Genomic DNA, 26,359 nt, shown 5'->3' with positions numbered 1-26,359 from the left:
GTTTATTAAATTATTGACTTCAAAATTTGTCTATGAAAAAAGAATTGAGTTAACGATAACTTTATGAGTTTATTTTTTTTGTGTTCCCAACCTTTTTTCATTTTTATGCATCTATGTATATATGAATGAAATTTGAGTTAAAGATTTATGTTTTATTACCCCAGTAATGGAATAAATTTTGTTTTTTTACTTCTATATATAGTTGAAAATACAAAAGTCCTCTCGACAAAACAAAAACCTATGATAAGAAATTTTTTAATAACTTTTAGTTTTTCACTGTTATTTAGCTGTCAAAATACTAGTATTTCCGCATTGGAAGATCCTGCTTTAAAAATAGAATACGGATCAGGCGGTTGCAATTTTGTTGAAACTCCAACGTACATCGTCAATAAAAACTATGTTGTTTATCAGGACTTTTGTACGCATATGGTTATTTATCCAGACTTAGCTTCTTTTAAGGCAAGGAATAAGGAAGAATCTGCTTTTGCATTTGATAAAAACGGCATGTACGTCAAAGGTGAATTTATTAAAATTGATACTTCTGGATTCACCTTTTTAGGAATGAATAAAGAAATGGATTTCCTGTGGAAGACAAAATACAAGGTTTTCAAAAACACTGCAGAGTTAAAGAATATTGATGTGGCAACTTTTCAGCCTAATCCTTGCAAGAGTAACAATGGAGAGGTTAATGATCAATATTATAAAGACAAGAATTTCATTTATTACTTCGACAAAAAAACAAAAGGGTCAGATGGAGCTACGGCAAATACCAATCCTTATGATTTTTGCCACGATAAAAATTACATTTATTTCAAAGGTGAAGTTGCTATTTTTGGAGGAGAACCATATCAATATGTTAACTGTGATTTTTTTAAAACAAAAAAATACGTCTTTCGCAATGGAGAATTAGTTGATGATATGCATCCAGATAATTTAAAAGCACTGTCGGGACATTATACCAGATATAACAATGATGTATATTTTAGAGGTAATAAAACTTCAATGAAAATTAAAAATTCTAGTAAAGTTAAAGTTTGGACTGCTGATAACTACGACTTTTACATTACTGATGGTAAAAGCATTTTTAAAGATGGTAAAGAGATTGACCAAAAAGTAGATCTTCCTTCTTTCGGTTTTCTTAGTGGTGCCTATTGTTTTTATGATAAAAATGGAATTTATGAAAGAGTGTATAATCAAGAATCGAAAAAAGAGATTATCGAAAAATTACCTTTTAAAAACGAAGAAAAAATTAACAGCAAATATATCTCATACAATAAGTTTAGCGGGATTATCTTTTATAAAAACCAAGCGTATGCCACTCGTACAAAATCTTTCTATGAAGATTTAACCCAAAGGGAGATTGCTGTAGGAAAAGCACAAAAAAATGACGTTGACGATTTTGATGGTTCCAATAAGGTTTTTATCGATTATAATTTTTGCAAAATGTATGATCGCATTTATTTTAGGGGTAAGCGAACTTCATTTGATGCTGAAACATTTGTACCAATGGATAATAGTGATCAATATTCTGAAGATAAATATTATAAAGATAAGAATGTGGTTTCTTATTGTAATGAAAGAATTCGTGACATAAAAAAAATGAGTGATATCGATGTGAATTCTGCACGCACTTTCAATATTTTCCTGATTGATAAAAACTTCTTATACTGTAAAAATGTAAAAATTATTAAAAGTGCAGGAATAGAATTACTGGCTTCATTTTCTGGATATAGAGGCGGCTTTTGTGGGCTTGATTCAACACCAACTTCAGATTTTTATTTATTTAAAAATTCAGAAGGTTTCTGGCTTGTAAAAATTTCAGATAAGATTTCGTATCGTTTTTTAGGGAAAGTATTTGACCGTAAATGGGAACCCTCTTTTGAAGCAATTAATCTTGCCAAAAAGTATGGGAATAATAGAACAGTTGCACCTCAAAAAAAAGTAAAACAAGAACAGAACGAGAATAAAAGTAAAACAATAGATAATGAAGTTTATAATGCTGTAGCTGTACAAATTCAGACGAAATATCCAGGCGGGATTCAAAAGTTTTATGCTTTTATAAAGAAGAATTATGTTATTCCTAAAGAAATACTTGATGATGAATCTTCTAGAGGTGGAGTTTTTGCAAAGTTTATAATTGAAAAGGACGGAAGCTTGTCTAAGATAGAAGTGCTTCATGATATTGGTTACGGATCTGGAAAAGAATTAGAAAGAGTTTTAAAATTATCTCCTAATTGGATTCCGGCAATTAAAGATGGAAAACCAGTGAGGTGTTTGTACAGTATTCCATACTATGTTCAATAATTAATTAGTATATATAATGAAAAACTATATTTATATCATTTTGTCTTTTGGAACATTACTTTGCTATAGTCAAGAACCTCCTGCCATCTTTAAATTAAAATATAGTTTACTAAATACCGATTCAAATCACTTAGTAAGTGAATATAGAATACATTCCCCTTCGTTAGACTATTATAAAAAATCAAAAAATGCTTACTTGACAGAAAGTTATTGGGACAATTATAAAGATCGAATTAGGATTGATGATGAATTTGCTTATTTGTATATGGGGAACCCATTTCCTAGAGAAAATGACATAATTATTTTGAATATTTTTAGAAAGGATGATATTAAAATGAGCATCTTCATAAAGATTAACTTTGATTTAGATTTTGGAGAATTCTTGTATTTAAAAGGATTGAAATTTGCGGAAGGATTTTTTTTTATTGACTTATCACAATCAAAAAAGGAAATTAATAATTTGTATATAAGCAATTACAATAAGAAAGAGGTTGATTTAAGTAATATTGAAGTTTATAAAATTAGTTCCAAAAATCTAGATCATAAATTTATTAAGTAAAGATAAAAAAGAAATAATGCTGTTTTATGTTCCGAAAAATAATTATAATAATGACTATATTTTGTTTTGTATCATGTAATGATAAAAAAGCAATCTATTCTGAAAAATTTCATGCAAAGACTTCAGAAAAATTTGATTTAAAAAAATTTAATGACAATAAAATTGACAGTATTTACGAATATGCTTTGCAGGATACAATCATCAAGTTATATGAAGGAAAAGATCTATATAAAAAAGAATTAATTTATGACAATCATAGTTTTAAACAGATTTTTGTTTACGATAAAACTACTAATTTATTGGTAAATCAATTTGGTCATTTTTACGGAATGCCAGTTGGTATCTGGAAAAGTTATGATGAAAATGGAGTTTTGATAAGCTGGAAAAATTATGATGAAAACTTTGATTTTTCGGCAAATGAATTGATCCCGATGCTGAAAAAAGATTTGCAGATTGACTTGATCAACGACACGAATTATCAGTCATTATTAATAGATAGATTTTCATATAAACGTCTTTTTTTGTTTACCAGTTATTGTTATGCAGTACAAATAAATTCAATGGGAGAAACTAGAACAATAAAAATTGATGGTAAAACAGGAGAAATTTTAAGTGATGTAAAAGACTTTATGTTAGAATAGAAAAACAAAAATAGACAGCATTATGACTGAAATTGAACAGCAAAAACTAAAAAAGGATTTCAAAAAATGTGACTAATTTATTATAACTGCATGAAAAAAATATTACTAATATTATTTGCCTTACTGCCTTTAATTAATTTCTCCCAAAATAGTGAAGCTTTGAGAGAACAAGCCATGCAGTTTTACAATGAAGGAAAATTTAATGAATCTCTTAAAACATTTGATAAAATAAAAGATAAGGAACTTTTACAAAATACCAACATTGGTGTTTGGAAAGAACATATTGCTTCGATTCTCAATCATAATTTTTCGGAGAAATATGGAATATCCGATAAAGATACCTTGAACATTAAAGTTAAAGTACAAACGGTAAATATTGTATCTGAAGGTGTTTTTAATAGAAAGACAAATAGTTATGTTATTCCACCTATTTACGATTGGATTTTAACTTTTTGCGATGATAAATCTACTTTTTTTGTGGTCATTAAAAATAATCAGCAAGCACTTCTTGATAAAACTGGCAAAATTGTAATACCATTTAAAAATCAGAAAATTACAACCAGCGAAGATTATTTTACTTATTACAATGGTTTGCATGGGACGCTAGAATATTTTATTGTAACCGATTTGGATAAAAATTCAAAAACTCAGGAAAATATTGATATTTATGATTTAAACAGCAAACTAGTTTTTGAGTGCCTTTCTGCTGTACTGTATAGAAATAACCTGTTATTGGCTAAAAAAGATGGAAAATGGAAATTTATCAATCTAAAAACGAATGAAGTTTTAGTTGATTCTATTGATTCTTATGAAGAAATGTATCCAAATTATGCTGAAGAAAAGGAATCTAAATATTTTATTTTACATATTGGTAATCATCTTTCTATTTACCAGCCCCAAACCAACCTTTTCATCAAGGATATTTTTGATTCTTATGAAAAAGAAAGTCAGGATGACAATATTCTGTCAAAAATTATTAATGACAAAGAAAATTTCAGTCAACCCGACGAAATCCCTTTAAAAGATAAAAACAAATATTTAATTGTAAAGAAAGACAACAAAGCGGGGGTTTATAATTTTAGCAAACTTGTGTATTACGAGGAACCTGCTTATGATTCTATTTCAAACTACGGAAATACACTTTTAGAAAGCAAGCATTCGAATCTTTTCTTTACTGAGCCTGTTTTAGAAAGAAAAGAATATTCAAAATACTATATTTTCATTACTAAAAATAAAAATAAGTTTGGCGCCAGACTATTGGATGGAAAAAAGTTATTAAATAATGAATATGATGAAATTAAAAGTTTTAGCAGTAATACCTATTACAAAGATGTGTTATTTTATAGGATAAAAAACAATTGGGGGTTTACCATTTTGAATAATAAAAAAATAGAAAAACCACAGTATGATTTTGTATGTATAGATAATACTAAAGCCCAGGGTTTACTTATAGCAGCTTATCGTAACAAAAAAAAGATCCTTTATAAACTAAATGGTGAATTATACCGCGATTCAAAGGACAATAGTCCTAAGGAATATGTATCAAGCCAAAGTCCTTTTGACGGACTGAATGATAGTTACAGAGATCGACAATTATTTAAACAAAATAATAAATATGGTATTGCGGATGTTGATGGTAAAGAAATTCTCAAGGCTCAATATTCGTATATAGTTCCTGCTAATAAAAATATTTTTTTAGCTGGAAATAATATAAAAGATTCTAAATCGCTCGAAGGTTTGCTGGATATTAATGGAAAAGAAGTTTTGCCCATAAAATATGAAAGTATTACTATTTATCCGAGTTCAAATTATAATGAAAAAAGAGAAGAATCCCTTGTCTTTGAAGTAAAAAATAAAGATAATAACTATGGTCTGTATAATAGCAAAGGACAAAGTATTTACCCTTTTATCATTCAGGATATAATAGAAAGATTGAGTATCCAAAAAACATACTATTATATTATTTCTGAAAAAGTAAATTATCAAAACATTTCCTATTTTGATAATGGGAGACAAATTTATGATTACAAAATATCACTGTTGAAAATACAAGGAGACACACTTACCAAAGTATTGGATAACTGCAATAATATCCGAACTGATATCCACAATATTATTCTTGGTTATCAGGATAAATTAGGTCGATATGGATTATACAATCTTCAAAACGGAAAGGATACGGGAGAAATATTGGCACATTATACTTATTCACAAAATGATCAAAAATTTATTTTCGCAAACACTGCCGACGAAAGACAAGTATTTTTTGATATGGATTTGAATATGCATCAAATTCCATATCCAATAGTTTCATATAAAAATAAATTTTTCATCTATAAAGATAAAGATCTCTACGGAGTTATTAACGATAAATTGGAAATTGCCAAGTTCAAGTATCCAGTAGTAGATTATTATTATCAAAATGATAAAGAAAGAAATCAAGTTTCTGAAAATCAAAAGATAATTTTTAGTTTATTTAAGTTTAAGACCGATGCCAAAAGCGATAAATACGGTATAGTCAACTTTGACGGAAAAGTTTTAGTGCCAGCAGACAACATATATGAGGAAATCATTTTTCCATTTGAAAGTTATTATAGTGTTTGGTGCAACAAAGCAAAAAGAGATGTTATTTTAGAATATGTCAACAAAATATTCATTTGCAAGACCAAAGACAAAGTAGATATTATAGGCCCAGAAAACAAAAAAATAGTTTCGTTTATAGTGCCTTCCAATTGGAAATTTGATTTTAGTGATATAACCGTCAATCATCATTTGACACTTAGGGACGGTAACACCATTAAACTGCTGAATTTAAAAACGCAAAAAATAGATTTAGAAACTATAGCAACAAAATTTAGTGACGACATTGACGGCGGTTATTCAGATAGGCAATATGACGATAAAGATCATACTGTGAAAATGATTAAATATAGTAAATATGGTCGCTTGATTTTTGAAGATTCAAAAGTAATGGAGCATTATGATCGTAATTACGATCCTTTTTTACGCACTACACTTTTTATAGTCAAAAGGAATAATAAATATGGGGTAATTGATGCAAACGAAAGTATAGTAATACCCTTTTTAAATGATAGCTTATATACGCCGGACAATATCAATTTCATTGCTAAAAGAGGAACTAAATATGGAGTGCTTACCAATAAAAATCAGATGCTTCATGAATTTGTTTACGATGGTATTAAAGATATTGATTTTAACAAGAGATCTATGGAACAACATAAAGTATTGGTCGTTACAAAAAATAAGAAAAAAGGAATCTTAGATTTTCTAACCGGTCGCGTAATAATTCCGATAGAACAAGATGATTTAATTTTTTCAGAAACAGAAGGTGTCCAAGGTCGAAAGAATAAAACGCGCACAATGTATGGAAGATATGGAGAAAAACAATTTTCAATTGAATGCGATACATTGTATAGAGAAAAAAATCTTCCTTTTATATGCTATACTTTTATAAAAGATGGAAAAAAGGGACGAATTGATTATTATGGAAACCTAATTGATAATGACCGTAATCCGTATCAAATCACTACTGTAAATCAGGATAATGATGAAAGCAAATCGGGAAATAATAAAGACTACGATGATTATCAAATCCTTGAAAGGACAAATTTCGCTATCGTTTCCAAAGAACAAAAACAAGGAGTGGTAGATTTATCAAATTTCATAATTATTCCACTTCTTTATGATGATATCAGATATATAGAGAAAGGGTATTTTGAATGTAAAAAAGGTAGAAAAACAGTATTGGTGACACCACAAAATAAAGTGTTTTATGAAATAAAGAATAACGACAATAATTAAAATTATGAAAACAACTCTATTCTCTACTGTTAAATCACAATATTTAATATCAAAAAATTAAGATAAACCAAAAGAGAAAAAAAATCTATCCCTACAAAACTTCAAACGTCATCCAGCTCCGATTAAGCCTCTAATAAAGTCAGTTTAAGTCAGTTTATTTCAAACAGATTAAGAATTTCTTGTGAAAAAATCGAACCATAAATGTTAGGCTATGAAGGCTTGAAAAGTCTATATATTTGTATATAAAAAAAGAGACAACTATTTGCTAGTTGTCTCTTTTTGTGACCCTTACTGAACAATTTACAAACCATTTTATGAACGATTTAAAGAAATTGGCTTATTTTCAAGTGAATTTGTAAGATAATTTTTTGATTTTTTGTTTTGAAGCGGTTTGCATGTATCGTTAGGGTATGTATTGAAAAACGTTAAATAACTTTATGGTTTTATCTTTTAGCTGTAATAATTATTTGTTGGGTAGATACTTGCATATCCAGATAAAATATAGTGATTAAAAATAAAATATTTATTTAAGAAAATGAATATCAAAATTTGTTGATGATATAATTCAACCTTTCAGATAAAACAAACTTTAGATTTTTTAATTGTGTAAGATTTAATACAGGATATTATTTTATTTAATTTTTATAATGCTTTAAATTGATCGCGTTAAAAGAATATGAAATCATTAAGTAGCTCCAAATAGCAAGTTTATTTTCATCTTGTATTTTTGGCAGATATTGCATTGCGTTTGTTGATTTATAAAAAGAAAAGGCATAATTAATTTCCAGTTCTTTGACAGGTAAGTACTTCAAAGAAAAATCATTTTCATATCCAAGAAACTTTGTCATTTTTTGACCCAAATTATTTAAAAGCGGGTATCGAGTATAAAAAAGGTGAAAATCAGAACGAAGAGATAGTTTACTATTTAAGGGAATTACGGTAAATAGATAAGGATTTACTAAACCTTTTCCGTTAACGTCGGAGGGAAAACGGGTAAAGACATTCATATTTCCATTGAACTTCCATGTCACGCCATATAAGACATCAAAATCTCCCGAACTATTATCTGATAGATTAGGACTGCTGCCACTAATTATTTCTGCACCTAAACGCCAAGTAGATTTCAATAGAGATAATTTAACTTCAGGTTGAAAATAGTAAGCAAATAATTTTTGACCTTTTGAATTACGTCCAAACTGCCAATATGAATTTAAAGTATAATACCATTGTTTCGTTTTAAATTCTATTCTTCCGCCTGCTGTTGCACGAGTATACAATTTCCCTGAACTTGAGTTTTCTAAAAAATCAACAGCATTCAATGAATTAAATGAAAATCCATGATTGTTATTGTAATTGAGACTATTTACCAACAGGTATTTATACCTATTTGATGCAACAGGAGAGTAGGCTGACTCAAATTCAGTGCTGTAGTTTCTGGTAAACAAAAAGAAAAAATCATTAGAGAAATATTTTGAGTATTTCATTATCCGTATTCCTTCATGGGCTCTCCCTTGCTGTGCCCAAGGAGCATCAGAAAATAATCTGCCATTATCTAATAAAACACTTTGCCTTCCCAATCGTACATTTAGAGATTTAATCTTAGTCTCAAAATACAATTGATAAAAATTAATGCTTCCAACTTTGGAAGCTTTGCTGTTTTCATCCCAAAGATGAATTTCCTGTAAATCGGATTTAATAAGCCATTTTTCTCTAGCATACTGCATAGAAATTCTGTTTCTCTGGGTAATAATAAAATAAGGATCAATTGAATCGTTGGGAGGAAGAAAATAATTTGAAGTATATTCGACTCTTGGTCTGATTTCAATATTCATTAGAAACTGTTGGGATAAGCTATTTTTTTGCTGTGCGTATAATTGAAATACACATAAATTAATAAAAAGTAATAAGATTTTTTTACTCGCAAGTATTTTGACTATCATACTTCTAATATCCTATAGAATTAGTGTATAAAAGTAATAATAGTATTCATATTTACAATATTATAATTACGTTTGATAATCCGCATTTATAATTTGTTCTGTTAAATCAGTAATGCGATTAGAGCCGGCACTTCTACCAAAGAATCTATGACAAATGCAAAAGCCTGAACGATGATTATTACCAATACTCCATGCATGCAGCAATGTTAAGCTGGAAAATACTGCCCGTCGCTGTTAAAGAAGATCAAAATCTGTCTCACAATTTGTGTGAAACAGATTTTTTTTGGTTTCTCTATTGGTGCAGCGATAAAAAAAATAATTTTGAAGAACATTCTATACTTTTAAATTACCAAATATCATAACTGTAATATTTTTAATGCTCCTCTAGCGACTATGAAAAACACACAAACACCAATAATAAGATCGGGTACCATTGAATTAGTAAAGTATACTAATATACCAGCAATTATGACTCCCATATTAATTACAATATCATTCGAAGTAAAAATCATACTAGCTTCCATATGTGCCTCTTTACTTTTAGATTTTTGAAGCAGGTAAAGGCATAACGAATTACCTACAAGTGCAAATAATGAAACTATTATCATAGTTCCGTATGCAGGAATATGGTCTGAGTCTACAAATCTTCTTAAAACTTCAATAAGTCCCAAAACTGCAAGACCAATCTGAAAATAACCACTTATTTTTGCTACACTTCCTTTTCTTGAAGCTGTGCTCCCGACAGCAAACAGAGCTAAACCATATACAATGCTATCGGCGAACATATCCAAACTGTCGGCAACCAATCCCATCGAATTGGATATAAAACCTGTAATTATCTCTATTAGAAAGAATGAAAAGTTTACAATGAGAACCTGCCATAATAACTTACTTTGCTGTGAGTCACTGTTTGTCTCTACATGTTCTGATGTATGTTCTGATGCCAGCAGAGTGCTGTCCAGATTAAGAGTATCAATTGCATTTGTTATAAGAGTGTCGTCGTCCGTATGATAGATCTTTAATCTTCTGTTTGCAATGTCAAAATCAAGCTGTTTGATTTGTTCTAAACCAGCGAGCTTCATTCGTATTAATTGTTCCTCACTGGGACAATCCATTTTTCTTATATTATATATACTTTTTTTCATAAGACTATATTTTAATCTTAATACCTGCATTTACAACAAATCCGTCTAACGGTGCATAAATATCTTTGAAAACAGGATTTGAAATTGGTCCTGTGTAGATACTTCCAAATTTTGTCTGTCTGGTATCAGTAAAATTTTCAAAATTGGCAAAAATTGAAAAATTTTCCCAAAGCTTTTCTACCATGAAGCCGAAAATCCAATATTCCCTTCCAGTTGTACCATCACTTAACTTTTGAGGACTGTAATAATAAGCTTCTAAACCAGCTTTCCATTTATCTTCGACTTCATACATCAAAACATTATTTAATCTGTGTTTAGCAGTTAAAGGATTTTGAGATTTTATGCCATTGTTGTCTATCGAAGCATCAGTAAAAGTGTACCCAACAAATAGTTTAAAATCTTTATAGCCTAATTTCACATTTGTTTCTGTTCCTTTTGTATCTAAATATCCATTAATATTTACAAATTGGTAAAGGTCATTAGGAAGCGAAGTTAAAATCAGTGGATTATCAACATTTGTATAAAAGAATAATTGATTCAATGATAATGAAATATCTTCGGTAATTTTAGTTTTATAATTCACATCAAAGTTAAGTCCGTAACTTTTTTCAAGTTTATTGAAATCACTATTAATAGGGAGTACATTTTGATATTGAATACGCTCGCTTTCTTCGGTAAAAATAGTTGGTGTTTTGTAGCCTAAACCGCCACCAAGTCGTGAAGTAAGTTTGGAATTAATTTTAAATAAAGCTGAGATTCTAGGTAATAATGAGAATCCGTAATCAACAACATAATCACCTCGAAGACCAGTCTCGATATCCAGCCATTCTTTAGCTTTGACGGTATTCTGAACAAAAGCACCATAAGTGATCTGATTATAGTTTCTTAATGGAAAAGCTGTCTGGCTGTTTTCAGTAAACTTGTCAGTATATAAATTTCCACCAGCAACCCATTCTGCAATTTCTCCATTTTTAGAATAGCTGATTTCTGAGAAAGTACTGTTCTGCAGGCCATCAAAAATATAGTCAGGAATAGTTATAATGCGGCTGAAATTATTAAAACTGTTTTTAATGGTAATAGATTGCTGATCATTAAATTTATGAGTAAGGGTGAACTGAGTGCTTATTCTCTGCGTTTTATTTTTTTCGAAATAACTGTCAGGGTATTTATTTTCGTCTTTTATATAGTCAATATTCCCGCCGATACGATTTTCAAAAACTGTATTAATGCCAAAATTTAGTTTAGTGTTTTCATTAAAATTGACAAAAAGTTTTGGATTAAAATTAAAGCGTTCGAATTTTGGAATCGCAGTAAGCTGTATATCAGCAGGGTCATAAGGAGCGTTTCGGTCATGAGATGCAAAAACAGTCAATCCAATTTTATCAAACTGCTGGGAATAAAAACCATTAATATTCAAACCAAGAGCGGAAGTCCCATTAATTAGAAATCGCAATTCTCTTTCTTCGGTAGGGGTTTTAGATACAAGATTAACCAAACCTGCAATTGCACCACCTCCGTAAAGGGTAGAGGCAGAACCTTTAATTATCTCAACCTGTTTTAAATCTAACGGAGGAGTCTGCAGCAATCCCAGTCCGCTTGATGCACCTGAGTATACAGGAAAACCATCTTTTAAGATTTGTGTATATCGTCCGTCTAGTCCCTGAATTCTGATTGAAGAATTTCCAGAAGTAGCTGAAGTCTGCTGGGTCTGGATTCCGGTACTTTCATTAAGCATCATACGGATATCCCCCGGTTTCATATTTGCTTTTTCTTCAAGTTCTTCTCCTGCTATAAACTCAACTCTGGTTGGAATATTGCTGATTGTTCTTGTACCTCTTGTAGAAGTTACCACTATTTCTTTCATTTCTTCGGCTTCTTCTTCCATTTCACTTTGCAATGCAATTTCTATAAAATTGACAGCTGCAGGCACTTTAAAAAGTGTTTTATTGGGAGCATAACCCTCTATTGAGATCGATAATGTGTAGTCTCCATTTTTAAGGTTTTCGATAATGATGTTACCATTATTATCTGATGACAAAACTTCATTGGTTTCTTCAATTTTAGCTGAAGCACCTTTTACAGGTTCATTGGTTGATGTATTTTTTATATGGAATGTGATTTTATTCTGTGCCTGTACAGTGCCAATAGATGCTATTGCCACAATCAATAAAATATATTTAAACATTTGTGATTTCTTAATGTTAATAAAGGTGATAAGCCCGCTTAATTGAAGTTAAGCAGGTAAAAGCGGTATTTTATTAAGAAATTTTAGGAGGCTGCCAGATTTTGCAGATGAAAGAAGAATCGACAAATTTATAGTATGATAGTGTCTGTGAAGCTTCTTCAATTGTGAATTCTAATTTTTCGGTAATAATTGAAGAATTAAAGTTTATTGTAAAACCAATACAGGTTCCACAGGAATAAAATGGCGAACATTTTCCATTGCATTCATCACCGCAGTCATGAGACTCACCCTTGCAGTTTTTTTCCACTCTACACTCAGAGTGTTTAGCAAACGCAGAGCAAGGTACTGTCGAAAGAAACAGTACAATGAACGATAATATTGTTACCCATATTTTCACGCGTCAAAATTATAAATATTTTACTTAGTAATTTCATGTAATTGTTTTTCTTTCGGCTAAGTTTTCTGTTTTTTTGTTAATATAAATATAAAATTATTGTGCTAGTCTTATATAACAAGGATTAAAGTGGTTTGTATTCTGTCAAGTCACCTTTTAAAATATTCAAACCATATATATTTATAGGTAAAAGTCTGGTTAAATACAATTTAAAAGCATAAAAAAAACGCTAATTCCTCGGAATTAACGTTTTTTTAAGAAGTGACGTTTAGTTCACAATTTACAAATCATTTTATGAACGATTTAAAGAAATTAGCTTATTTTCAAGTGAATTTGTAAGATAATTATTTTAAAAGTTTATTGAGAAGCGGTTTGTATGTATCGTAAAGGTTAAATGTTAAAAATCGTTAATTCAGTATATATGTGATTTCTGTCATAATAACTTATAGATTTAAGTTGAGGAGAGCGAAAAAAAATGTCATCAGTAAATTTAAATTATTATTCTAAAAATTTTCTAATCAAAATTTGTGCATGATAATCTATTGTCCATTAGAAATTATTCAATTTAGCAACATTTTTTATCTTGTTGAATTGGTGGACATGGCACAGTTCCATAACTGCAATATACACAGCAATCACCTTGATTTGGTTTAAGAGTTTGTTTGCAGTTCTCACATTCGTAAAAAAATTGGCATGCATCAGTTGGCATAGTTTCTTCTTTACTGTGGGAGCAAAGGGGGCAGGTTATTATTGATTGTAGAACGATTTTCATTTTAATTTTTTGTTAGTTACTGTATAGCCTGTTGAATTAATTGCTTTTTCAATTTCATTAATAGTAGTTTTGGAATTATCAAATTCTACAATTGCGTTACCATTAGTATAATTTACATTTGAATTTATTATTCCAATCAATTTATTCACTTCGTGATTCACGTGTTTTTCACAGCTGGCACAAGTCATTCCGCTAATTGTAAACTCAGCTTTTTGACTGCTGGTTTTATTGGAGACTAAGATTTTCTTTTCTGTATTTGGATAAAAAATATTTGAATAGTAAGGAAACGAAAGCAAAAGGGCTGCAAATACGGTGATAATTACTAAAAACATTTTAGAATTAACGAATTTTGATTTTTCTTGTGTATCGCAGTTACAGTCTGTCTGCTTTTTAGTTTTTTGCTTTTGGTACCAAGAGAACCCAATAATTAAAACTGTCAACACGATGAAATAAGGCCTGAATGGTTCAAGCCATGAAAAAGCGGATGCAATCCCACTTGTCCCGGCAGCGAGTGCTAATATGGGAGTAATACAGCACAATGAAGCTGCTATTGCTGTGAAAAATCCAGCTCCAATTATTTTATTATCTGTTTTCATATTTTTTCTAAAATTTCATTGTGGAGTAAAATTTCGAAGAAAGGTTTTAGCATTTTTTCATATTCGTTTGCCAATGAATAAAAAATGGTTTGCGCTTCCCGTTTAGTTTCAATAAGTTTTCTGTCTTTTAGTTTTCGTAAATGCTGCGAAATTGAAGAAATACTCATGTCAAGAATATCACTTATGTCACAGACACAGAGCTGTTTTTCTTCATAAAGTAAAAAGAGAATTCTTAATCTTATATTATTACCAGCCAATTCAAGCCCATTGGATAAATAATCAAAAGAGTCATTGAGTTCTAGCACTCTGTCTTTACAGCGGACTATTTGTTTTATATCTGCCTGTTGTCGTATACAAGTTATTTCTTCCATAATGCAAATATATATCATTTGCTTATTTAAGCAAATGCTAAAATACAAAACATTTGAATTAAATTTACGAATGATTCCTGCGCATAAAAAAAGACAACTTTTTGAGTTGTCTTTTAAGTAGTAACGTGAAATATTACTTTTTGCAATCTTTCGGAGCACAAGTTCCCGAATCGTCATTACAGCAATGCGTAGAACATTTTTCAGTGCAGTTTTTCTTTGCATCAGTTTTTGATAAGTTCGCATAAGCGAAGATACTTCCAGCAGACAATACCAATGCTGCAAGAGTAAGGTACATTTTGTTTTTCATAATTTTAATTTTTTAATGATTAATACTACTTAAGACGTGCTAATCTAAAAATGATGCAGACTTTGCTGATTTTTTTTCTAACAGCCTGAATTTTTATATATGAAGTTTTCAAAAATGATTTGGTGATATCAGCATTTTCCTCCACTGCATGATTTTTTAGAGGTAGCATTCATAACATTCCCACGTCGGTCTAATTCAATACTGCAGCAATCCAGAAGCATTTCCTTTAATCTGGATCTGCCTCTCTGCACTCTAGAACGGATGGAAGGGTATGCAAGGCTGTATTTTTCTGTCAAGTCTTTCTGTTTGATTCCGTGAATTTCGCTATCCATGATAATATCCCGATAGTCTTCCGGTAACCGCTCAATGAACTTTATTAGACAACAGTCCAGACTTTCTGTATTATCAAAATCTGTTTCATGCATTATTTTTTGCATCATACATTCGGTCAGTTCTGATTTCTTAAGATTGGAATTTTTTCGATAATAATCAATAATGGAATTTCTTGTGATCGTGAAAATCCAGCTTTTTAATTTACTTTCATCAGTCAGTGATCCTAAATTCTCGTTTATCTTAATAAAAACTTCCTGCAAAACATCAGATGCATCGCCCGTATCATTTATACGTGCCTTAATATATTTGCCCAAGATGATATAAAACTGATTATGAATACTATTTATTTCCAAACTCATAGATTTTTTGTTCTGCTTATTAAGTAAGCGGGATTAACAACAATTGATTTTGCCTCTGAAATTATTCCAGATATGGGCTGTTTTTGGCATGCATAAGAAAACATGAAGAATTGCCATTACGATAGCTCCCGGTAAAAGATTTACAATTAACAAATTAAAGAAGCCTGGAGATTGATTGATATTAGAAATCATTATGTGCCCATTTTCAAAAGTAAATCTGATGGAGAGGTACACTGCAATTGACGCAAAATGAAATCCATTTACGAATAAATGAACAATATATTCCCAGCGTGGCAGGCCTCCCATAAACTGTCTGCTGTCTTTTTCTATAAAAGCGTCGTAACCGAGTACCATTATATCTAAAAGGACAATGATTAAGCCTATTACAAAACTAGTATGATTATCTTGTTTCAAGAACAAAAAATAAAGGATGGCTGGAAAGAAAACAGCTCTCAAAGTATGAGTAATGTGCTCGGTTTTACTTTCTTCCCGATTGTGGAGCTGGTATTTGAAAATATGCAGATAAAAGCCGTCATACAAGGCCAAGACTGCAAAAAGGACAAGAAAGAAGGATGAAATGATAATTGCTGTTTCCATTTTATTTATAATTGATTATAAAAGCAAAACTATTGGAAAGTATAATTAGCAAAAAGGACAAATGTCCTCGAATTTACTGGGCAATTTCTTTTCTGATCCTGCTCAGCGTCCTGCGTGTAATCCCTAAATAACTTGCAATATCATTTACTGAAGCCTTGTTTACAACTGCAGGCTGTTCCTTAAGCATGCGCATGTATTTTTCCTTTGCGCTTTCATTGCACAAAACACTGGCATACTGTTCCATCACTATGTACTGCCGCTCGGCAATCGTCCTTCCAATATTCTGCCAAAGAGGACTCTTTTGGTAGAGAATCTGCAGGTCATTGTAACTGATTGTTATAAGTTCCGTATCTTCTACAGCCTGAATGCAAAGTTCCGAAGGCTGCTGCGAAATAAAGCTTTTATATGAAGCTGTGAGATTATTTTCAGTGCAGAAGCAGGAAGTCACTTCTTCGGATTTTTCATTTACATAGTAAGTTCTTAGAAGTCCTTTTTTAATAAAAGCGGCTTCTTGTGAGGTTTTGCCGATCTCTGCAAAATAACTGTTTCGGGATAATGTCCTTGTTTTGAAATACGGACTGTAATTTTCAAATTCCTGATCGCTGAGAGGCACAATGCTTTTTAAAAATAATTTAAAACTTTCCATAGCAGATTTTATTTCAATACTTTAATATGCTTTCCTAAGCATAAACGCGTAAATGTCTGGAAGAGGACTCTCTTCAATTGCGCGGGCTGCTTTTTCAATATCATAAGGTACTCTTATGAAATCTACTTTAATGCCGTCTTTTTTGGAAAGATTGCTGCTTTTTTCAATGGTTATCACCGCATAACAGCAGTCCGGATTTCTATCTTTTGGTTTTCCAACCGGGCCTGCATTAATAGCATGAAAATAACTGCCTTTTTTATTGGGATTTTCCAGTATTCGATGATAAGGCAAATGAGAATGTCCGCAGATAAGAATGTCTGTATTGGAATCAAGAAAGATGTTAGTGAAATCTTTCTCATTTTTGTCCTCAAGCAGATATTCCCTGTTGCTGTAAGGACTGCCATGAACCATCAAAATCTTTATAAGTCTGCTAGCTGTCTGGTATTCAAGTTTAATATGGGCAGGAAGAGCAGAAAGATACTTTATCTGCTCTTTGCCCACAATCTGATATGCGTAGCTTTCAATGTCATTTGAACCGTCATTGTGTATCTCGACAGCTTTAACATCGTGATTTCCTGCAAGCGTTGGAATATGTTTTTTGCGGATTTCGTTGATCACGGCATTGGGGCATAAATTGTAGCCAACCAAATCTCCTAAGCAGTAAACAGCATCGATATTCTGCTCTTCAATACTTTTTAGGGTCTGTTCCAATGCGGGGAAGTTCGCATGTATATCCGATATTATTGCAATTCTCATATTTTCTTAAGCAGTTTCTGCAGATGCCTGTTTTGTGAAATACTTCTTTCTGAACCAGAATGCGAGGTTTACCAGTGCTATAAGAGCAGGGACTTCTACCAATGGACCTATAACACCTGCAAAAGCCTGTCCGCTGTTTATTCCGAATACTCCGATTGCCACGGCGATAGCCAATTCAAAATTATTTCCGGTTGCTGTAAACGCAATAGAGGTCGCTTTTGAATAGTCTGCCCCAAAGTATTTCCCTGTAAAAAAGCTGATGATAAACATTAAAGTAAAATAAATCACAAGCGGTATTGCAATGCGTACAACGTCCATAGGGATCTGAACAATAAGTTCCCCTTTCAGGCTGAACATTACAATAATTGTAAAAAGCAGTGAAATAAGTGTAATTGGCGAGATAAACGGTACGTACTTATTCTCAAACCATTCAGAACCTTTTAAGGCTATCAAAGCATAACGGCTTATGATTCCCAGAGCAAATGGAATACCCAGATAGATACCGACACTCTCGGCAATCTGTGCAATGCTGATATTTACTTCAAAACCATCATATCCAAAATAGGGAGGGAGAATGGTTATAAAAATGTAAGCGTATACACTGTAAAGCAGCACCTGAAAAATACTATTAAGGGCAATTAATCCTGCTGCGTATTCGCGGTTTCCGTCTGCCAGATCGTTCCATACCACAACCATTGCGATACAGCGTGCCAGGCCGATCAGGATCACTCCAATCATGTATTCAGGATATCTGTTCAAAAACAGGAGCGCCAATAAAAACATTAAGACAGGGCCTACGATCCAGTTCAGGAATAAAGAAGCACCTAAGACTTTAGTGTTTTTGAAAACCTGACCCATCTGCTCGTATTTTACTTTTGCCAGAGGCGGATACATCATAAGGATAAGTCCTATTGCCAATGGAATGTTTGTTGTTCCGCTGGAGAAAGAATTGATGAAATCTCCGCTGGAAGGAATAAAGTATCCTATTGCCACGCCTATTGCCATAGCAATGAAAATCCAAAGGGTTAAGAAGCGGTCAAGGAAGCTTAACTTTTTGCGTCCGACGGCTGGTGCACAGTTATTTGCTGACATTTTATTTTTTTATTTGTGAGAATACGTAAAACATTTCAGTTCCTATCTGCAGGCTTCGCTCCAGGTAAGTTTCTTTCTGCTGAGGCGTTCCGTCAGAAATTTTTGGATCTTCAAAGGTAATCGGGATTCTTTTTTCAGCACCTGCTATAAACGGGCATCCGCCGTCAGCCTGCGAGCAGGTCATTATTGCGGCGAATCCGCTTTCAGGATTGAAATCATCATCATAGGTTTTGGAAAAACCGATGACAGGAAGTTCGTCAGCTGAATATTTTATGGAATAAACCGGATTTGAACCCTCTGAAAGCGTTTTTATGCTGAATCCTGAATCCTTCAAAGTCTCCGCTGCCATTGGGAAAAGGGCAGTAGCCTCTGTTCCTCCTGAATAGCATGAAACGTTTTTGATGCCGTAATAGGCAGCCGCAGTCTGCGCCCAAACCTGCGACAGATGGCTTCTTCTGGAATTGTGCGTGCAGATTAGGTTTAGTCTGGTTTCCAGATTGCTGTCCACTTTGGTCTGAATGAAGTCGATTAATGGCTGCAGGACTGTTTTGCGATCTTCGGAGATCTGCTTAAAATCAAATGATTTGACGGTATTCTCAATTTGTGGATATAACATAGTTTTTTGGCTGTAAAGGTTTATTGATTATCTATTTAATGATTAGCAGCATCCTCCGCCCGGAGTGCATGAATTAGCATTGTCAGTGTTTAACTGAGATAATTTTACTTTAGGCTTATCAGATGGAATACCGCACTGCTCCTGAGCAAGGCAGGCTGTCTGTTTATTAAGCAGAGTGAAGTTTTTGCCGTTAAAATCCAAATCGTATTTGCCGATAGTAGTGTTCTGGTACTCCACTTCAATTTCATTGTCTTCAATTCCCAATACTTTTTCTGAAAGCTCAATGATGTGGATCAGCTTCTGTGGTTTAAGCCTGTGCTCGTAGTCGTTGGCATCCCAAAGCTGGAAGTTTACAACAGTTTCTTTTCTTACTGTTCCTCCGCAGTCGATGAAGTTTTTGGTAACCAGGCCTACTTCAGTTACGTGAAAATATTCCGGTACAAATGTGCCGTCCGGCAGTTCAAAATTTACAGCTTCCACTGTTTTAAGCACTTCTTTAATTTCTGAAAGTTTCATAATTTTTTATATTTAGTTAAACTATATTTTTATTAAATAATAACGGAGCTTCTTCTTTCAAGAAGCGCAGTATCTCTCCAGATACCATTCTGTTTTCCGATTTTCTCCCTTGTTCCAAGTAATCTGAAACCTGCTTTTTCATGGATGCGGATACTTGCTGTATTCTCAGGAAAGATCCCTGCCTGAAGCGTCCAGATTCCTTCTGCTTCGCTCTGGCGGACAAGTTCATTTAAAAGGGTAAGCCCGATTCCCTTTCCTGAATGTGCGGGATCCACATATACGCTAACTTCTGCAACCCCTGCATAAACGCAGCGTGAAGAAACAGGTGTAAGTGCAGCCCAACCGATTACTTTACCATCTTCTTGCATCACAACTCGGCAGGACTTAAGATGTGAATTATCCCAATCTTCCCATGAAGGGGCGCTGGTCTGGAAAGTTGCATTGCCGGTATCTATCCCTTTTTGGTAGATTATTTTTACCTGATCCCAGTGTTTGTCCGAAAGTTTTCTGATTTCCATATTTTTATAGATTAGCAGCATTCGCTTCTCTTCTTTGCCAAATGATCTGATATGTGCTGAAAGAAGCCTTTTATCTTTTCAAGTCCAGGTTCATTGATGCAGTAGCAGATTGAGTTTCCTTCAATGCTTCCTTTAATCAGCCCTGCATTTTTCAATTCTTTCAGATGCTGTGAAACTGTCGGCTGTGAAAGCGGAAGTTCGTTTACAATGTCTCCGCAGATGCAGGCATCCACTTTTAATAAGTATTCCATAATAGCAATACGGGCAGGATGGCCTAATGCTTTGGCTAAAACAGCCAGCTCATTCTGGCTTTCTGTAAAGTGATCTGTTTTTGTTGCTCCCATCGTTTTATATTTATATTGCAATATTACGATATTGTTTTCAATAAAAAAAGCAATTTTTATTTTTATTGTTCATTTAAGTAAATTTGATAAGCATATAGATATTCTAATGGCTTATAAAAAAAACTTTTTTGTTTTATGGAAACATCAGCTGAAAAATACAGGGCGCTTCAATTAGCGAGCCTAAATGCGATGAGAAGCTGCACCTGCATGCTTCTTACCAATTCTTCTAATTATAAGGTTCATGGGACAGGGGTATTCATTCAGATCCAAGACCATTATTTTTTAGTTTCTGCTGCACATGTTTTTGACAGGTACCGGGACTTGTTCATTTTTTTATCAAAAGACTATGAAATAATTAAGCCAGGAGGGACAACCTTTTATAATAATGCAGTAAACAGAGAGAAAGACGGCATTGATGTAGCAGTGCTGAAATTAGATGATTATTGTGTGCCGCATATTTTAAGGAGGTATAATTTTCTGCAGGCTGAAGATTTAGCTATCAACCATATATTCAAAGATGGTGAATGCTACACCTTTCTTGGATATCCTACAACAAAATCAAAAGTTATATATAAGACAGATATTTTCGATTCGACCACTTTTTTTTATTTTACTTCTCCTGCAAATAACGAGGAGTATTCAAGGGCTGACAGAAATCCGGCTGTCAATGTTATTACATCTTACAATAAAAAACTAGCTTATAACAGTAAAAATAATACTTTTGGAACCGGGCCTGATCTGCATGGAATCAGCGGCTGCGGCTTATGGTACACCGATCCTCTGCATTTAACGGAAGGAACTATAAAGCCCGCGCTCACTGCAATAATGACCGATTGGCCCATCAAAAACAGAAGGGTAATCATTGGAACTCGAATAGATGTTATCACCGGCATTATCCGCAAGCACCTTGATGTTGATTTTCCTGAATCAAAGATTGTAAGGGTACATTAAATTTGTGAAGGCAGAAGCAGGCAGCTTATTGGATTTTGATAAAACAGGTATTTCCACCTGCTGTAGACAGTTAATATTTAATATTTTTAAAAATTAAACAGCAATACAATGACTGAACAGGAAGCAGCACTCAACGAGCTGAAAAGCTATCGTGATAAATTGGACAGGATAGAGTATGAGGACATTAAAAGCCTTATAAAAACTTCCATACGCCAAATACCGATATGTCTGGCCAAGCTTCATAAAGGAGCTGCAATTGACCGTGTGAGGCTAAATAGGGATACGCAGTTCTTTACGTCTCAAGATCAATTGTCATATGTGACCGATCCAGTTGTAATCAGGGATCACATGACTGAATTCGGAAGAGCCAATAAACCGCATCAGCCTTTATTTTACGGAGCATTGGAAAGCACCAGAATAAAACAGAACAGAATAACGGCCTATGTTGAGACATCATCGATAATTTTGGATACTGAAGCTGTACTATTGGAAGGAGAACTCTTCACGCTGAGCAGATGGAGGACAAAAGAAGAATTATTAGTTCCTGAAGTTGTATTCAGCGACGAGGCAATCAAAAACAATCCAGATACTGCAGCATCATTCCAAAAGCAGTACGAGTTTTTAAAAGAGGAGCCGTTGAGGGAAATTGCACTGAGACAGCTCCAGCTTTTCAGTGAAGAATTTGCGAGAAAAAAAAGTTCGCATCACGATTATAAAATTTCAACTGCCTATGCTGATATTCTGATGAATGAAGGAGGACATCCCGGCATCCTGTATCCGAGTGTGCAGTCGGGCTATCAGGGGCAGAATATTGTGCTGAAACCTGATGCTGTTGATGATTTCCTTGAATTAACCAATGTATCCACACATCGTGTACATAAAAATAAAATGAAATCAGTGATGGGGAATTATTACCACACGACTGATTTTGGTGCTAATAATTCTTCTTTTGTCTGGAATGCTGACGAATGCGATGAAAAGGCGCTGATTGAAGAATATTCCAAACGTGCCAGCAGTTAAAAAATTTATTTTGGAAACTCTTTTTCTGTGCCGTGGAGAAAAGTGTGTTTTGTAAACCAGCCGAGCGTCTTTACATCGTTTCTTATCATTTCTTCATGCTCAGGGCTATATTTTTCTAATTTATCAATATACGCAAACAGGAACCTGTGGCTTCGATTAGCTGAAATCAGAATCATTGACTTGCTTTTATAGGCTGTAAAAAGGTTGCAGCTTTCTATTGCCAGATTATTTAAAGTATTGATCATTTCAAAGTCCATCTGGTCTGTATAAAATGTCATTAGCACGCCTACGCCGTCAAAATCGCCGAACCGTCTTCCGAAATTCAGTCCTGAAACATCCTTGTAGCGGTCATGAAATTCAAAATAGCTGTTGGCGATGGATCGTCTGGTAAGCCGGTCAAAGGAAAGCAGTGCTTTTGCAAGGTCAAGCCTCATGGGAGTTAAACTTTTCAGAAGATCGTTCTTTAATATTTCATTCTGCACAAAACCGTCTATGAAATAGCTTGCCTTATCAGCTTTTGCTTTATTTTTCACCTTTTCTTCTGCTGCAAAAGAATCCCAGTCTCCGTCTATAATAAGATAGATTCCATTTGAATCCTCACTTAAGGCTTTGGGAAAGTTTCTTGTATTTTTAAAAAAGTGTGAGAGCAGATCCTTTTCAGTGCCTGAGATCAAGATGTAATTATTTGTGATTTGATCTCTGAGCTCAAAGAACTCTTTCTGTGTTTCGACAGGAAAATGAAATTCATCGCCGGGCATAATGATAGTGGTTCTGCCTTTAAAAAGCTTCTCTCTTTTTTCCAGATAATCGATAAAGTCAGGAATAGTATCGAGCTGATCTATAATGGTCTGAAATGAATCTTTATCAAAAAGCGTTACGTAGTCATCATTTTTTGTGGTTTGGTTAAAGGGATAGAACTTTACGCCCTCTCCCAGATTTATTACAATTCTGAAAACTTTTTTTATCTGTTCTCTGGGAAAGATTTCAATTTCTTTGTCCGGATGTTTAATATGCACTTCTTTAGCACTAAATAAAGTACGGCATGCGCCATGGATCTGCTTGACTGCCTTTTCAATTGTATTATTGAAGTACCTGAAATGGTTTCCCTTAAACTCGTAGTTTTTAACCGAGATGATAATAAGAACTGAATTGAAGATGATCATCAAGTCGCATATTTCCTTTTTATCCCCATTTTCATGTTTCGGTCCAGGATAGCACCAGTACTTAAGGAATGATCTGTATGCCAGATCATTTACAAAATCTTCACCTATTTGTCCTTTGTCATCCATATTGTTGGGGTTTACATGATTGGATAGAAAATTACTAAAAATTTTGGGGTGAACAGAAATTTTATGATTATATTTTTAAGCAGGTAAAGGTTTGAATTTCAAAAACAAAACCTGTATTTAAGATAGCATCCAAAACCTTCAAGTGTCTGCGCCGCCACAAAAAAAGCCGGCATAGATACCGGCTTTGTCATACTTTAGACTTTCTTATGTTTTTGTTTCATCCTGGCTTTAATCTGATACAGATTTTTAGACATCAGGCTCAGAATACGTTCGTGATGCTTAGAAGCATTGTTTTTTATGCCTCTGCATTGCAGGATTTCCATACGGCTTAGTGATATTTCAATGGTTTCAACTGATTTTTCAGCCATCTTAGCCGACAGTATCAGTGAATCTTTTCTGTCATAGTATTCATTGGTAAAAACACAATGCCCTAAATCGTCGCCCTCCTGCATAAAATCCTTTACGTTTTCAATTACTGAAATGCTGAGTTCCTTTTCCTTGAAAAACAGCCCGAAAAAACGTTTTTTGTCACTTGCATACCGTTTCTGCGCCTTTTCGATTTCAAGGCGCAGATCCTGCAGTTTTTTCTTTCTGAGCAGTTCCCTTTTTTTCTGCACCAAATGGTCGTGCGCCATGCTGAGATTTTCGGGACAGACATAAGCAGGACAGGACAGGTCTTTTTTGAAATATCGGAGCAGTTCGAGATAATCTTCCCAAATCTGGACATCAGTGATTTTGTAGCTGTTTCGGATTGCAGTTTTGACCGCCTGCCAGTTGTATTTGACACGCTGACGTGAAGCGCCGAGGTAATACTGCAAGAGGTTCTGCTGTTTTGCTTTGAGCAGGGTTTCGGCTATGGGATCGGCTAAAAGGGATGAAAAGAGCAGGTGGGGTGCAATATCATAGACTGAACTTTTAAAGCCGTTCCTTTTCAAAATCGGGAGGACTTTCATCTTTGGATATACCTTGTAGGGATTGATGTAATATTTGGCATTGCGAAAAAAATCCTTTGGTTTTATTTCAAGGGGGGAATAGAATTTCCAAGCATCTATTGCATTTGAAAATACATTAGTGCTTATTGAAAGACTGCGGACTTCCCCTTTTTGGCTTATCCAATGCTGCATCACTTCTTTACAGAAGTAAGTCGGCGCAAAATTTTTCTTCATGTGCTTGTAGGCTATTATTATCCTAACGACCTGATAACCTGCACAGGTTTCCAATATGGAGAAATATTCTATTTCCTTGAAATGTACCTGATTACAGGACTGCATTTTGAGCTTTCCTTTACAGGCTGTGCAGTTGGTAAATTTAGAACATGCACTGACATTGTCGGGTTTCCAAGAGTGCGCACATTCCAAGCAGTAGAATTTTCCTCTTGACAGAACAGCCCACTTCAGAAAAATATTTTTTTCAGCCCAAGACTGCATCTCGGGTGTTATCGGTGCAAGGGAACTGCTTAACGCCGTGAGCTGTTTTTCGATGCTGGTTTTGGGTATCATAGGTCAAAAAGTGTTAAGGCGGTCTGCACGGGTTTAACTTCCTGTTTTACTTGAGGTATGGTTTCGCTACTGCTTGACAACGTGTGTATTTCAGGCTGAGAGAACAGGTCTGTTTTTGCAGGTGTCTGCACTACAGCCCTGCACGATACAGGGGCAGGAATACCGATGGAATCATCGGTATAGTATTTCATTGCCATGTCAAAGATTTCCTGATTGTCAAAGGCGCACAATCCTGTTTTTTTTACCTCGCCAAAAATGTAATTAAAACAGCTTTCGATGTTTTTGGTTTCTTTGGCAAGGCTTCGGGCAAAAACAGTATCTTTCTGTGCAGTAGTGTTGAGATAATTCTCTATAGCGGTTTTAAAGTTCTCTGATGGTTTCATGATGGAAAAGTTTGATTAATAGCTATTGTTCAAAGACATCTCTGTAAATGCCGTAGCAGTACTCCTCAAAGCAGAGCCAGCATAAAAAAGTGTAGTGGGGCAGTTTGTAGCGGTTGGCTACAGGCTCTCCGAATGCTTCTTCCAAATCATCCTTGATTCCTTCCAAATCTTCAAGGTGTTTGATGTAAAAAGCTTTGCAGTCATTGTGGTAGATAAATTCCCCTATCATACCGCTGATACAGCCCCCACGAGCCAAGTCTTCGAGGAAAGACTTCAACTGCTGTTTTTTCTTTCCGCTATAGCTGTCCAAATGGCTTAAAATGATTTCGTTGAATACCTGGCTTACATCGTAGTCTGAGTACTCGTTTTTGTCTAAGGCTTTCATAATGTGATTTTTTGGCGTT

27 protein-coding genes are annotated in these 26,359 nt (G+C 33.7%); 6 read left to right on the top strand and 21 right to left on the bottom strand.

From position 1 onward, the window contains the following. Window positions 1–240: 240 nt before the first annotated feature. From Q9Q97_RS05535 to Q9Q97_RS05520, 4 genes are all read left to right on the top strand, one after another. The gene (locus Q9Q97_RS05535) at window positions 241–2,304 is read left to right on the top strand and encodes a DKNYY domain-containing protein (RefSeq protein ID WP_306155402.1); all 2,064 of its coding nucleotides are present in this window, start codon (window positions 241–243) and stop codon (window positions 2,302–2,304) included. A gap of 16 nt (window positions 2,305–2,320) precedes the next feature. Beyond that, on the top strand, window positions 2,321–2,863 hold the full coding sequence (locus Q9Q97_RS05530; RefSeq protein WP_306155401.1) for a hypothetical protein: 543 nt from the start codon (window positions 2,321–2,323) through the stop codon (window positions 2,861–2,863). Window positions 2,864–2,913: 50 nt separating this feature from the next. Then, a complete protein-coding gene (locus Q9Q97_RS05525) occupies window positions 2,914–3,504 on the top strand; it encodes a hypothetical protein (protein WP_306155400.1) in 591 nt (196 codons plus the stop codon). A gap of 90 nt (window positions 3,505–3,594) precedes the next feature. Continuing rightward, window positions 3,595–7,326 carry a WG repeat-containing protein gene (locus tag Q9Q97_RS05520; RefSeq protein ID WP_306155398.1) on the top strand — a complete coding sequence of 1,244 codons (3,732 nt, stop codon included), beginning with the start codon at window positions 3,595–3,597 and terminating at the stop codon, window positions 7,324–7,326. Between the two features lie 635 nt (window positions 7,327–7,961). Here Q9Q97_RS05520 and Q9Q97_RS05515 read toward each other — a convergent pair. The 17 genes from Q9Q97_RS05515 to Q9Q97_RS05435 all read right to left on the bottom strand — a co-directional run bounded on the left by Q9Q97_RS05515 (window position 7,962) and on the right by Q9Q97_RS05435 (window position 20,813). Beyond that, window positions 7,962–9,158 (bottom strand): alginate export family protein, encoded by a 1,197-nt coding sequence (locus Q9Q97_RS05515; protein WP_073414691.1) that lies wholly within the window; start codon window positions 9,156–9,158, stop codon window positions 7,962–7,964. A 464-nt stretch (window positions 9,159–9,622) separates the two neighbouring features. Further along, window positions 9,623–10,411, bottom strand: a complete 789-nt coding sequence (locus tag Q9Q97_RS05510; RefSeq protein WP_035691042.1) for a cation transporter — start codon at window positions 10,409–10,411, stop codon at window positions 9,623–9,625. Window positions 10,412–10,415: 4 nt separating this feature from the next. Beyond that, window positions 10,416–12,596 (bottom strand): TonB-dependent receptor plug domain-containing protein, encoded by a 2,181-nt coding sequence (locus Q9Q97_RS05505; protein ID WP_306155396.1) that lies wholly within the window; start codon window positions 12,594–12,596, stop codon window positions 10,416–10,418. A 73-nt stretch (window positions 12,597–12,669) separates the two neighbouring features. Then, window positions 12,670–12,993: a DUF6660 family protein gene (locus tag Q9Q97_RS05500; protein ID WP_012025079.1), complete on the bottom strand. Its 324-nt coding sequence runs from the start codon at window positions 12,991–12,993 to the stop codon at window positions 12,670–12,672. A 562-nt stretch (window positions 12,994–13,555) separates the two neighbouring features. Continuing rightward, window positions 13,556–13,762, bottom strand: a complete 207-nt coding sequence (locus Q9Q97_RS05495) for a GDCCVxC domain-containing (seleno)protein (RefSeq protein ID WP_012025078.1) — start codon at window positions 13,760–13,762, stop codon at window positions 13,556–13,558. Further along, window positions 13,759–14,358 carry a mercuric transport protein MerTP gene (gene merTP, locus Q9Q97_RS05490; RefSeq protein ID WP_306155395.1) on the bottom strand — a complete coding sequence of 200 codons (600 nt, stop codon included), beginning with the start codon at window positions 14,356–14,358 and terminating at the stop codon, window positions 13,759–13,761. Before merTP ends, Q9Q97_RS05495 begins: the two co-directional genes overlap by 4 nt. Continuing rightward, complete coding sequence (locus tag Q9Q97_RS05485) at window positions 14,355–14,729, bottom strand: metalloregulator ArsR/SmtB family transcription factor (protein ID WP_306155394.1); 375 nt, start codon at window positions 14,727–14,729, stop codon at window positions 14,355–14,357. The genes merTP and Q9Q97_RS05485 overlap by 4 nt, the downstream gene beginning before the upstream one ends. Before the next feature lie 133 nt (window positions 14,730–14,862). After that, window positions 14,863–15,036, bottom strand: a complete 174-nt coding sequence (locus Q9Q97_RS05480) for a hypothetical protein (protein ID WP_274256627.1) — start codon at window positions 15,034–15,036, stop codon at window positions 14,863–14,865. A gap of 128 nt (window positions 15,037–15,164) precedes the next feature. Then, window positions 15,165–15,728, bottom strand: coding sequence for an RNA polymerase sigma factor SigZ (sigZ, locus tag Q9Q97_RS05475; protein WP_306155393.1), 564 nt, complete (start codon window positions 15,726–15,728; stop codon window positions 15,165–15,167). A gap of 33 nt (window positions 15,729–15,761) precedes the next feature. After that, window positions 15,762–16,325, bottom strand: a complete 564-nt coding sequence (locus Q9Q97_RS05470; protein WP_041515699.1) for a hypothetical protein — start codon at window positions 16,323–16,325, stop codon at window positions 15,762–15,764. 73 nt (window positions 16,326–16,398) lie between these two features. Beyond that, window positions 16,399–16,971 (bottom strand): Crp/Fnr family transcriptional regulator, encoded by a 573-nt coding sequence (locus tag Q9Q97_RS05465; RefSeq protein WP_306155391.1) that lies wholly within the window; start codon window positions 16,969–16,971, stop codon window positions 16,399–16,401. A gap of 21 nt (window positions 16,972–16,992) precedes the next feature. Then, on the bottom strand, window positions 16,993–17,727 hold the full coding sequence (locus Q9Q97_RS05460) for a metallophosphoesterase (RefSeq protein ID WP_306155390.1): 735 nt from the start codon (window positions 17,725–17,727) through the stop codon (window positions 16,993–16,995). A 6-nt stretch (window positions 17,728–17,733) separates the two neighbouring features. Further along, window positions 17,734–18,819 (bottom strand): ACR3 family arsenite efflux transporter, encoded by a 1,086-nt coding sequence (gene arsB, locus Q9Q97_RS05455; RefSeq protein ID WP_306155388.1) that lies wholly within the window; start codon window positions 18,817–18,819, stop codon window positions 17,734–17,736. A 1-nt stretch (window position 18,820) separates the two neighbouring features. Further along, the gene (locus Q9Q97_RS05450; protein WP_306155386.1) at window positions 18,821–19,435 is read right to left on the bottom strand and encodes a low molecular weight phosphatase family protein; all 615 of its coding nucleotides are present in this window, start codon (window positions 19,433–19,435) and stop codon (window positions 18,821–18,823) included. Between the two features lie 42 nt (window positions 19,436–19,477). Beyond that, complete coding sequence (locus tag Q9Q97_RS05445; RefSeq protein WP_008463724.1) at window positions 19,478–19,951, bottom strand: DUF6428 family protein; 474 nt, start codon at window positions 19,949–19,951, stop codon at window positions 19,478–19,480. A 32-nt stretch (window positions 19,952–19,983) separates the two neighbouring features. Beyond that, a complete protein-coding gene (locus tag Q9Q97_RS05440) occupies window positions 19,984–20,490 on the bottom strand; it encodes an N-acetyltransferase family protein (protein ID WP_371878205.1) in 507 nt (168 codons plus the stop codon). Continuing rightward, window positions 20,481–20,813, bottom strand: coding sequence for a helix-turn-helix transcriptional regulator (locus Q9Q97_RS05435; RefSeq protein ID WP_008463735.1), 333 nt, complete (start codon window positions 20,811–20,813; stop codon window positions 20,481–20,483). The genes Q9Q97_RS05440 and Q9Q97_RS05435 overlap by 10 nt, the downstream gene beginning before the upstream one ends. A 135-nt stretch (window positions 20,814–20,948) precedes the next feature. Here Q9Q97_RS05435 and Q9Q97_RS05430 point away from each other — a divergent pair, with 135 nt between their 5' ends. Together Q9Q97_RS05430 and Q9Q97_RS05425 are read left to right on the top strand one after the other, a co-directional pair. Next, on the top strand, window positions 20,949–21,764 hold the full coding sequence (locus tag Q9Q97_RS05430; protein WP_306155375.1) for a hypothetical protein: 816 nt from the start codon (window positions 20,949–20,951) through the stop codon (window positions 21,762–21,764). A gap of 264 nt (window positions 21,765–22,028) precedes the next feature. After that, window positions 22,029–22,784 (top strand): RES domain-containing protein, encoded by a 756-nt coding sequence (locus Q9Q97_RS05425; RefSeq protein WP_306155373.1) that lies wholly within the window; start codon window positions 22,029–22,031, stop codon window positions 22,782–22,784. A gap of 5 nt (window positions 22,785–22,789) precedes the next feature. Here the strand turns inward: Q9Q97_RS05425 and Q9Q97_RS05420 are convergent, their stop codons facing one another. The 4 genes from Q9Q97_RS05420 to Q9Q97_RS05405 form a co-directional block, all read right to left on the bottom strand. After that, window positions 22,790–24,073: a hypothetical protein gene (locus tag Q9Q97_RS05420; protein ID WP_306155372.1), complete on the bottom strand. Its 1,284-nt coding sequence runs from the start codon at window positions 24,071–24,073 to the stop codon at window positions 22,790–22,792. 194 nt (window positions 24,074–24,267) lie between these two features. Continuing rightward, complete coding sequence (locus tag Q9Q97_RS05415) at window positions 24,268–25,572, bottom strand: PcfJ domain-containing protein (protein WP_306155370.1); 1,305 nt, start codon at window positions 25,570–25,572, stop codon at window positions 24,268–24,270. After that, window positions 25,569–25,955 (bottom strand): Cas9 inhibitor AcrIIA9 family protein, encoded by a 387-nt coding sequence (locus Q9Q97_RS05410; protein ID WP_306155368.1) that lies wholly within the window; start codon window positions 25,953–25,955, stop codon window positions 25,569–25,571. The genes Q9Q97_RS05415 and Q9Q97_RS05410 overlap by 4 nt, the downstream gene beginning before the upstream one ends. A 22-nt stretch (window positions 25,956–25,977) precedes the next feature. After that, window positions 25,978–26,340 (bottom strand): hypothetical protein, encoded by a 363-nt coding sequence (locus tag Q9Q97_RS05405; RefSeq protein WP_306155366.1) that lies wholly within the window; start codon window positions 26,338–26,340, stop codon window positions 25,978–25,980. Window positions 26,341–26,359 lie beyond the last annotated feature (19 nt).

The organism is Flavobacterium sp. DG2-3, from assembly GCF_030730925.1.
Lineage (GTDB): Bacteria > Bacteroidota > Bacteroidia > Flavobacteriales > Flavobacteriaceae > Flavobacterium.
Note: the sequence above shows the minus strand (reverse complement) of the source record. Positions and strands in the feature narration are given on the sequence as shown.

What these genes read in the sequence shown, in the direction of transcription:
- Q9Q97_RS05535 (WP_306155402.1), top strand. Translation starts at nt 241, where the DNA reads ATGATAAGAAATTTTTTAATAACTTTTAGTTTTTCACTGTTATTTAGC.
- Q9Q97_RS05530 (WP_306155401.1), top strand. Translation starts at nt 2,321, where the DNA reads ATGAAAAACTATATTTATATCATTTTGTCTTTTGGAACATTACTTTGC.
- Q9Q97_RS05525 (WP_306155400.1), top strand. Translation starts at nt 2,914, where the DNA reads ATGACTATATTTTGTTTTGTATCATGTAATGATAAAAAAGCAATCTAT.
- Q9Q97_RS05520 (WP_306155398.1), top strand. Translation starts at nt 3,595, where the DNA reads ATGAAAAAAATATTACTAATATTATTTGCCTTACTGCCTTTAATTAAT.
- Q9Q97_RS05515 (WP_073414691.1), bottom strand. Translation starts at nt 9,158, where the DNA reads ATGAATATTGAAATCAGACCAAGAGTCGAATATACTTCAAATTATTTT.
- Q9Q97_RS05510 (WP_035691042.1), bottom strand. Translation starts at nt 10,411, where the DNA reads ATGAAAAAAAGTATATATAATATAAGAAAAATGGATTGTCCCAGTGAG.
- Q9Q97_RS05505 (WP_306155396.1), bottom strand. Translation starts at nt 12,596, where the DNA reads ATGTTTAAATATATTTTATTGATTGTGGCAATAGCATCTATTGGCACT.
- Q9Q97_RS05495 (WP_012025078.1), bottom strand. Translation starts at nt 13,762, where the DNA reads ATGAAAATCGTTCTACAATCAATAATAACCTGCCCCCTTTGCTCCCAC.
- merTP (WP_306155395.1), bottom strand. Translation starts at nt 14,358, where the DNA reads ATGAAAACAGATAATAAAATAATTGGAGCTGGATTTTTCACAGCAATA.
- Q9Q97_RS05485 (WP_306155394.1), bottom strand. Translation starts at nt 14,729, where the DNA reads ATGGAAGAAATAACTTGTATACGACAACAGGCAGATATAAAACAAATA.
- Q9Q97_RS05480 (WP_274256627.1), bottom strand. Translation starts at nt 15,036, where the DNA reads ATGAAAAACAAAATGTACCTTACTCTTGCAGCATTGGTATTGTCTGCT.
- sigZ (WP_306155393.1), bottom strand. Translation starts at nt 15,728, where the DNA reads ATGAGTTTGGAAATAAATAGTATTCATAATCAGTTTTATATCATCTTG.
- Q9Q97_RS05470 (WP_041515699.1), bottom strand. Translation starts at nt 16,325, where the DNA reads ATGGAAACAGCAATTATCATTTCATCCTTCTTTCTTGTCCTTTTTGCA.
- Q9Q97_RS05465 (WP_306155391.1), bottom strand. Translation starts at nt 16,971, where the DNA reads ATGGAAAGTTTTAAATTATTTTTAAAAAGCATTGTGCCTCTCAGCGAT.
- Q9Q97_RS05460 (WP_306155390.1), bottom strand. Translation starts at nt 17,727, where the DNA reads ATGAGAATTGCAATAATATCGGATATACATGCGAACTTCCCCGCATTG.
- arsB (WP_306155388.1), bottom strand. Translation starts at nt 18,819, where the DNA reads ATGTCAGCAAATAACTGTGCACCAGCCGTCGGACGCAAAAAGTTAAGC.
- Q9Q97_RS05450 (WP_306155386.1), bottom strand. Translation starts at nt 19,435, where the DNA reads ATGTTATATCCACAAATTGAGAATACCGTCAAATCATTTGATTTTAAG.
- Q9Q97_RS05445 (WP_008463724.1), bottom strand. Translation starts at nt 19,951, where the DNA reads ATGAAACTTTCAGAAATTAAAGAAGTGCTTAAAACAGTGGAAGCTGTA.
- Q9Q97_RS05440 (WP_371878205.1), bottom strand. Translation starts at nt 20,490, where the DNA reads ATGCTGCTAATCTATAAAAATATGGAAATCAGAAAACTTTCGGACAAA.
- Q9Q97_RS05435 (WP_008463735.1), bottom strand. Translation starts at nt 20,813, where the DNA reads ATGGGAGCAACAAAAACAGATCACTTTACAGAAAGCCAGAATGAGCTG.
- Q9Q97_RS05430 (WP_306155375.1), top strand. Translation starts at nt 20,949, where the DNA reads ATGGAAACATCAGCTGAAAAATACAGGGCGCTTCAATTAGCGAGCCTA.
- Q9Q97_RS05420 (WP_306155372.1), bottom strand. Translation starts at nt 24,073, where the DNA reads ATGGATGACAAAGGACAAATAGGTGAAGATTTTGTAAATGATCTGGCA.
- Q9Q97_RS05415 (WP_306155370.1), bottom strand. Translation starts at nt 25,572, where the DNA reads ATGATACCCAAAACCAGCATCGAAAAACAGCTCACGGCGTTAAGCAGT.
- Q9Q97_RS05410 (WP_306155368.1), bottom strand. Translation starts at nt 25,955, where the DNA reads ATGAAACCATCAGAGAACTTTAAAACCGCTATAGAGAATTATCTCAAC.
- Q9Q97_RS05405 (WP_306155366.1), bottom strand. Translation starts at nt 26,340, where the DNA reads ATGAAAGCCTTAGACAAAAACGAGTACTCAGACTACGATGTAAGCCAG.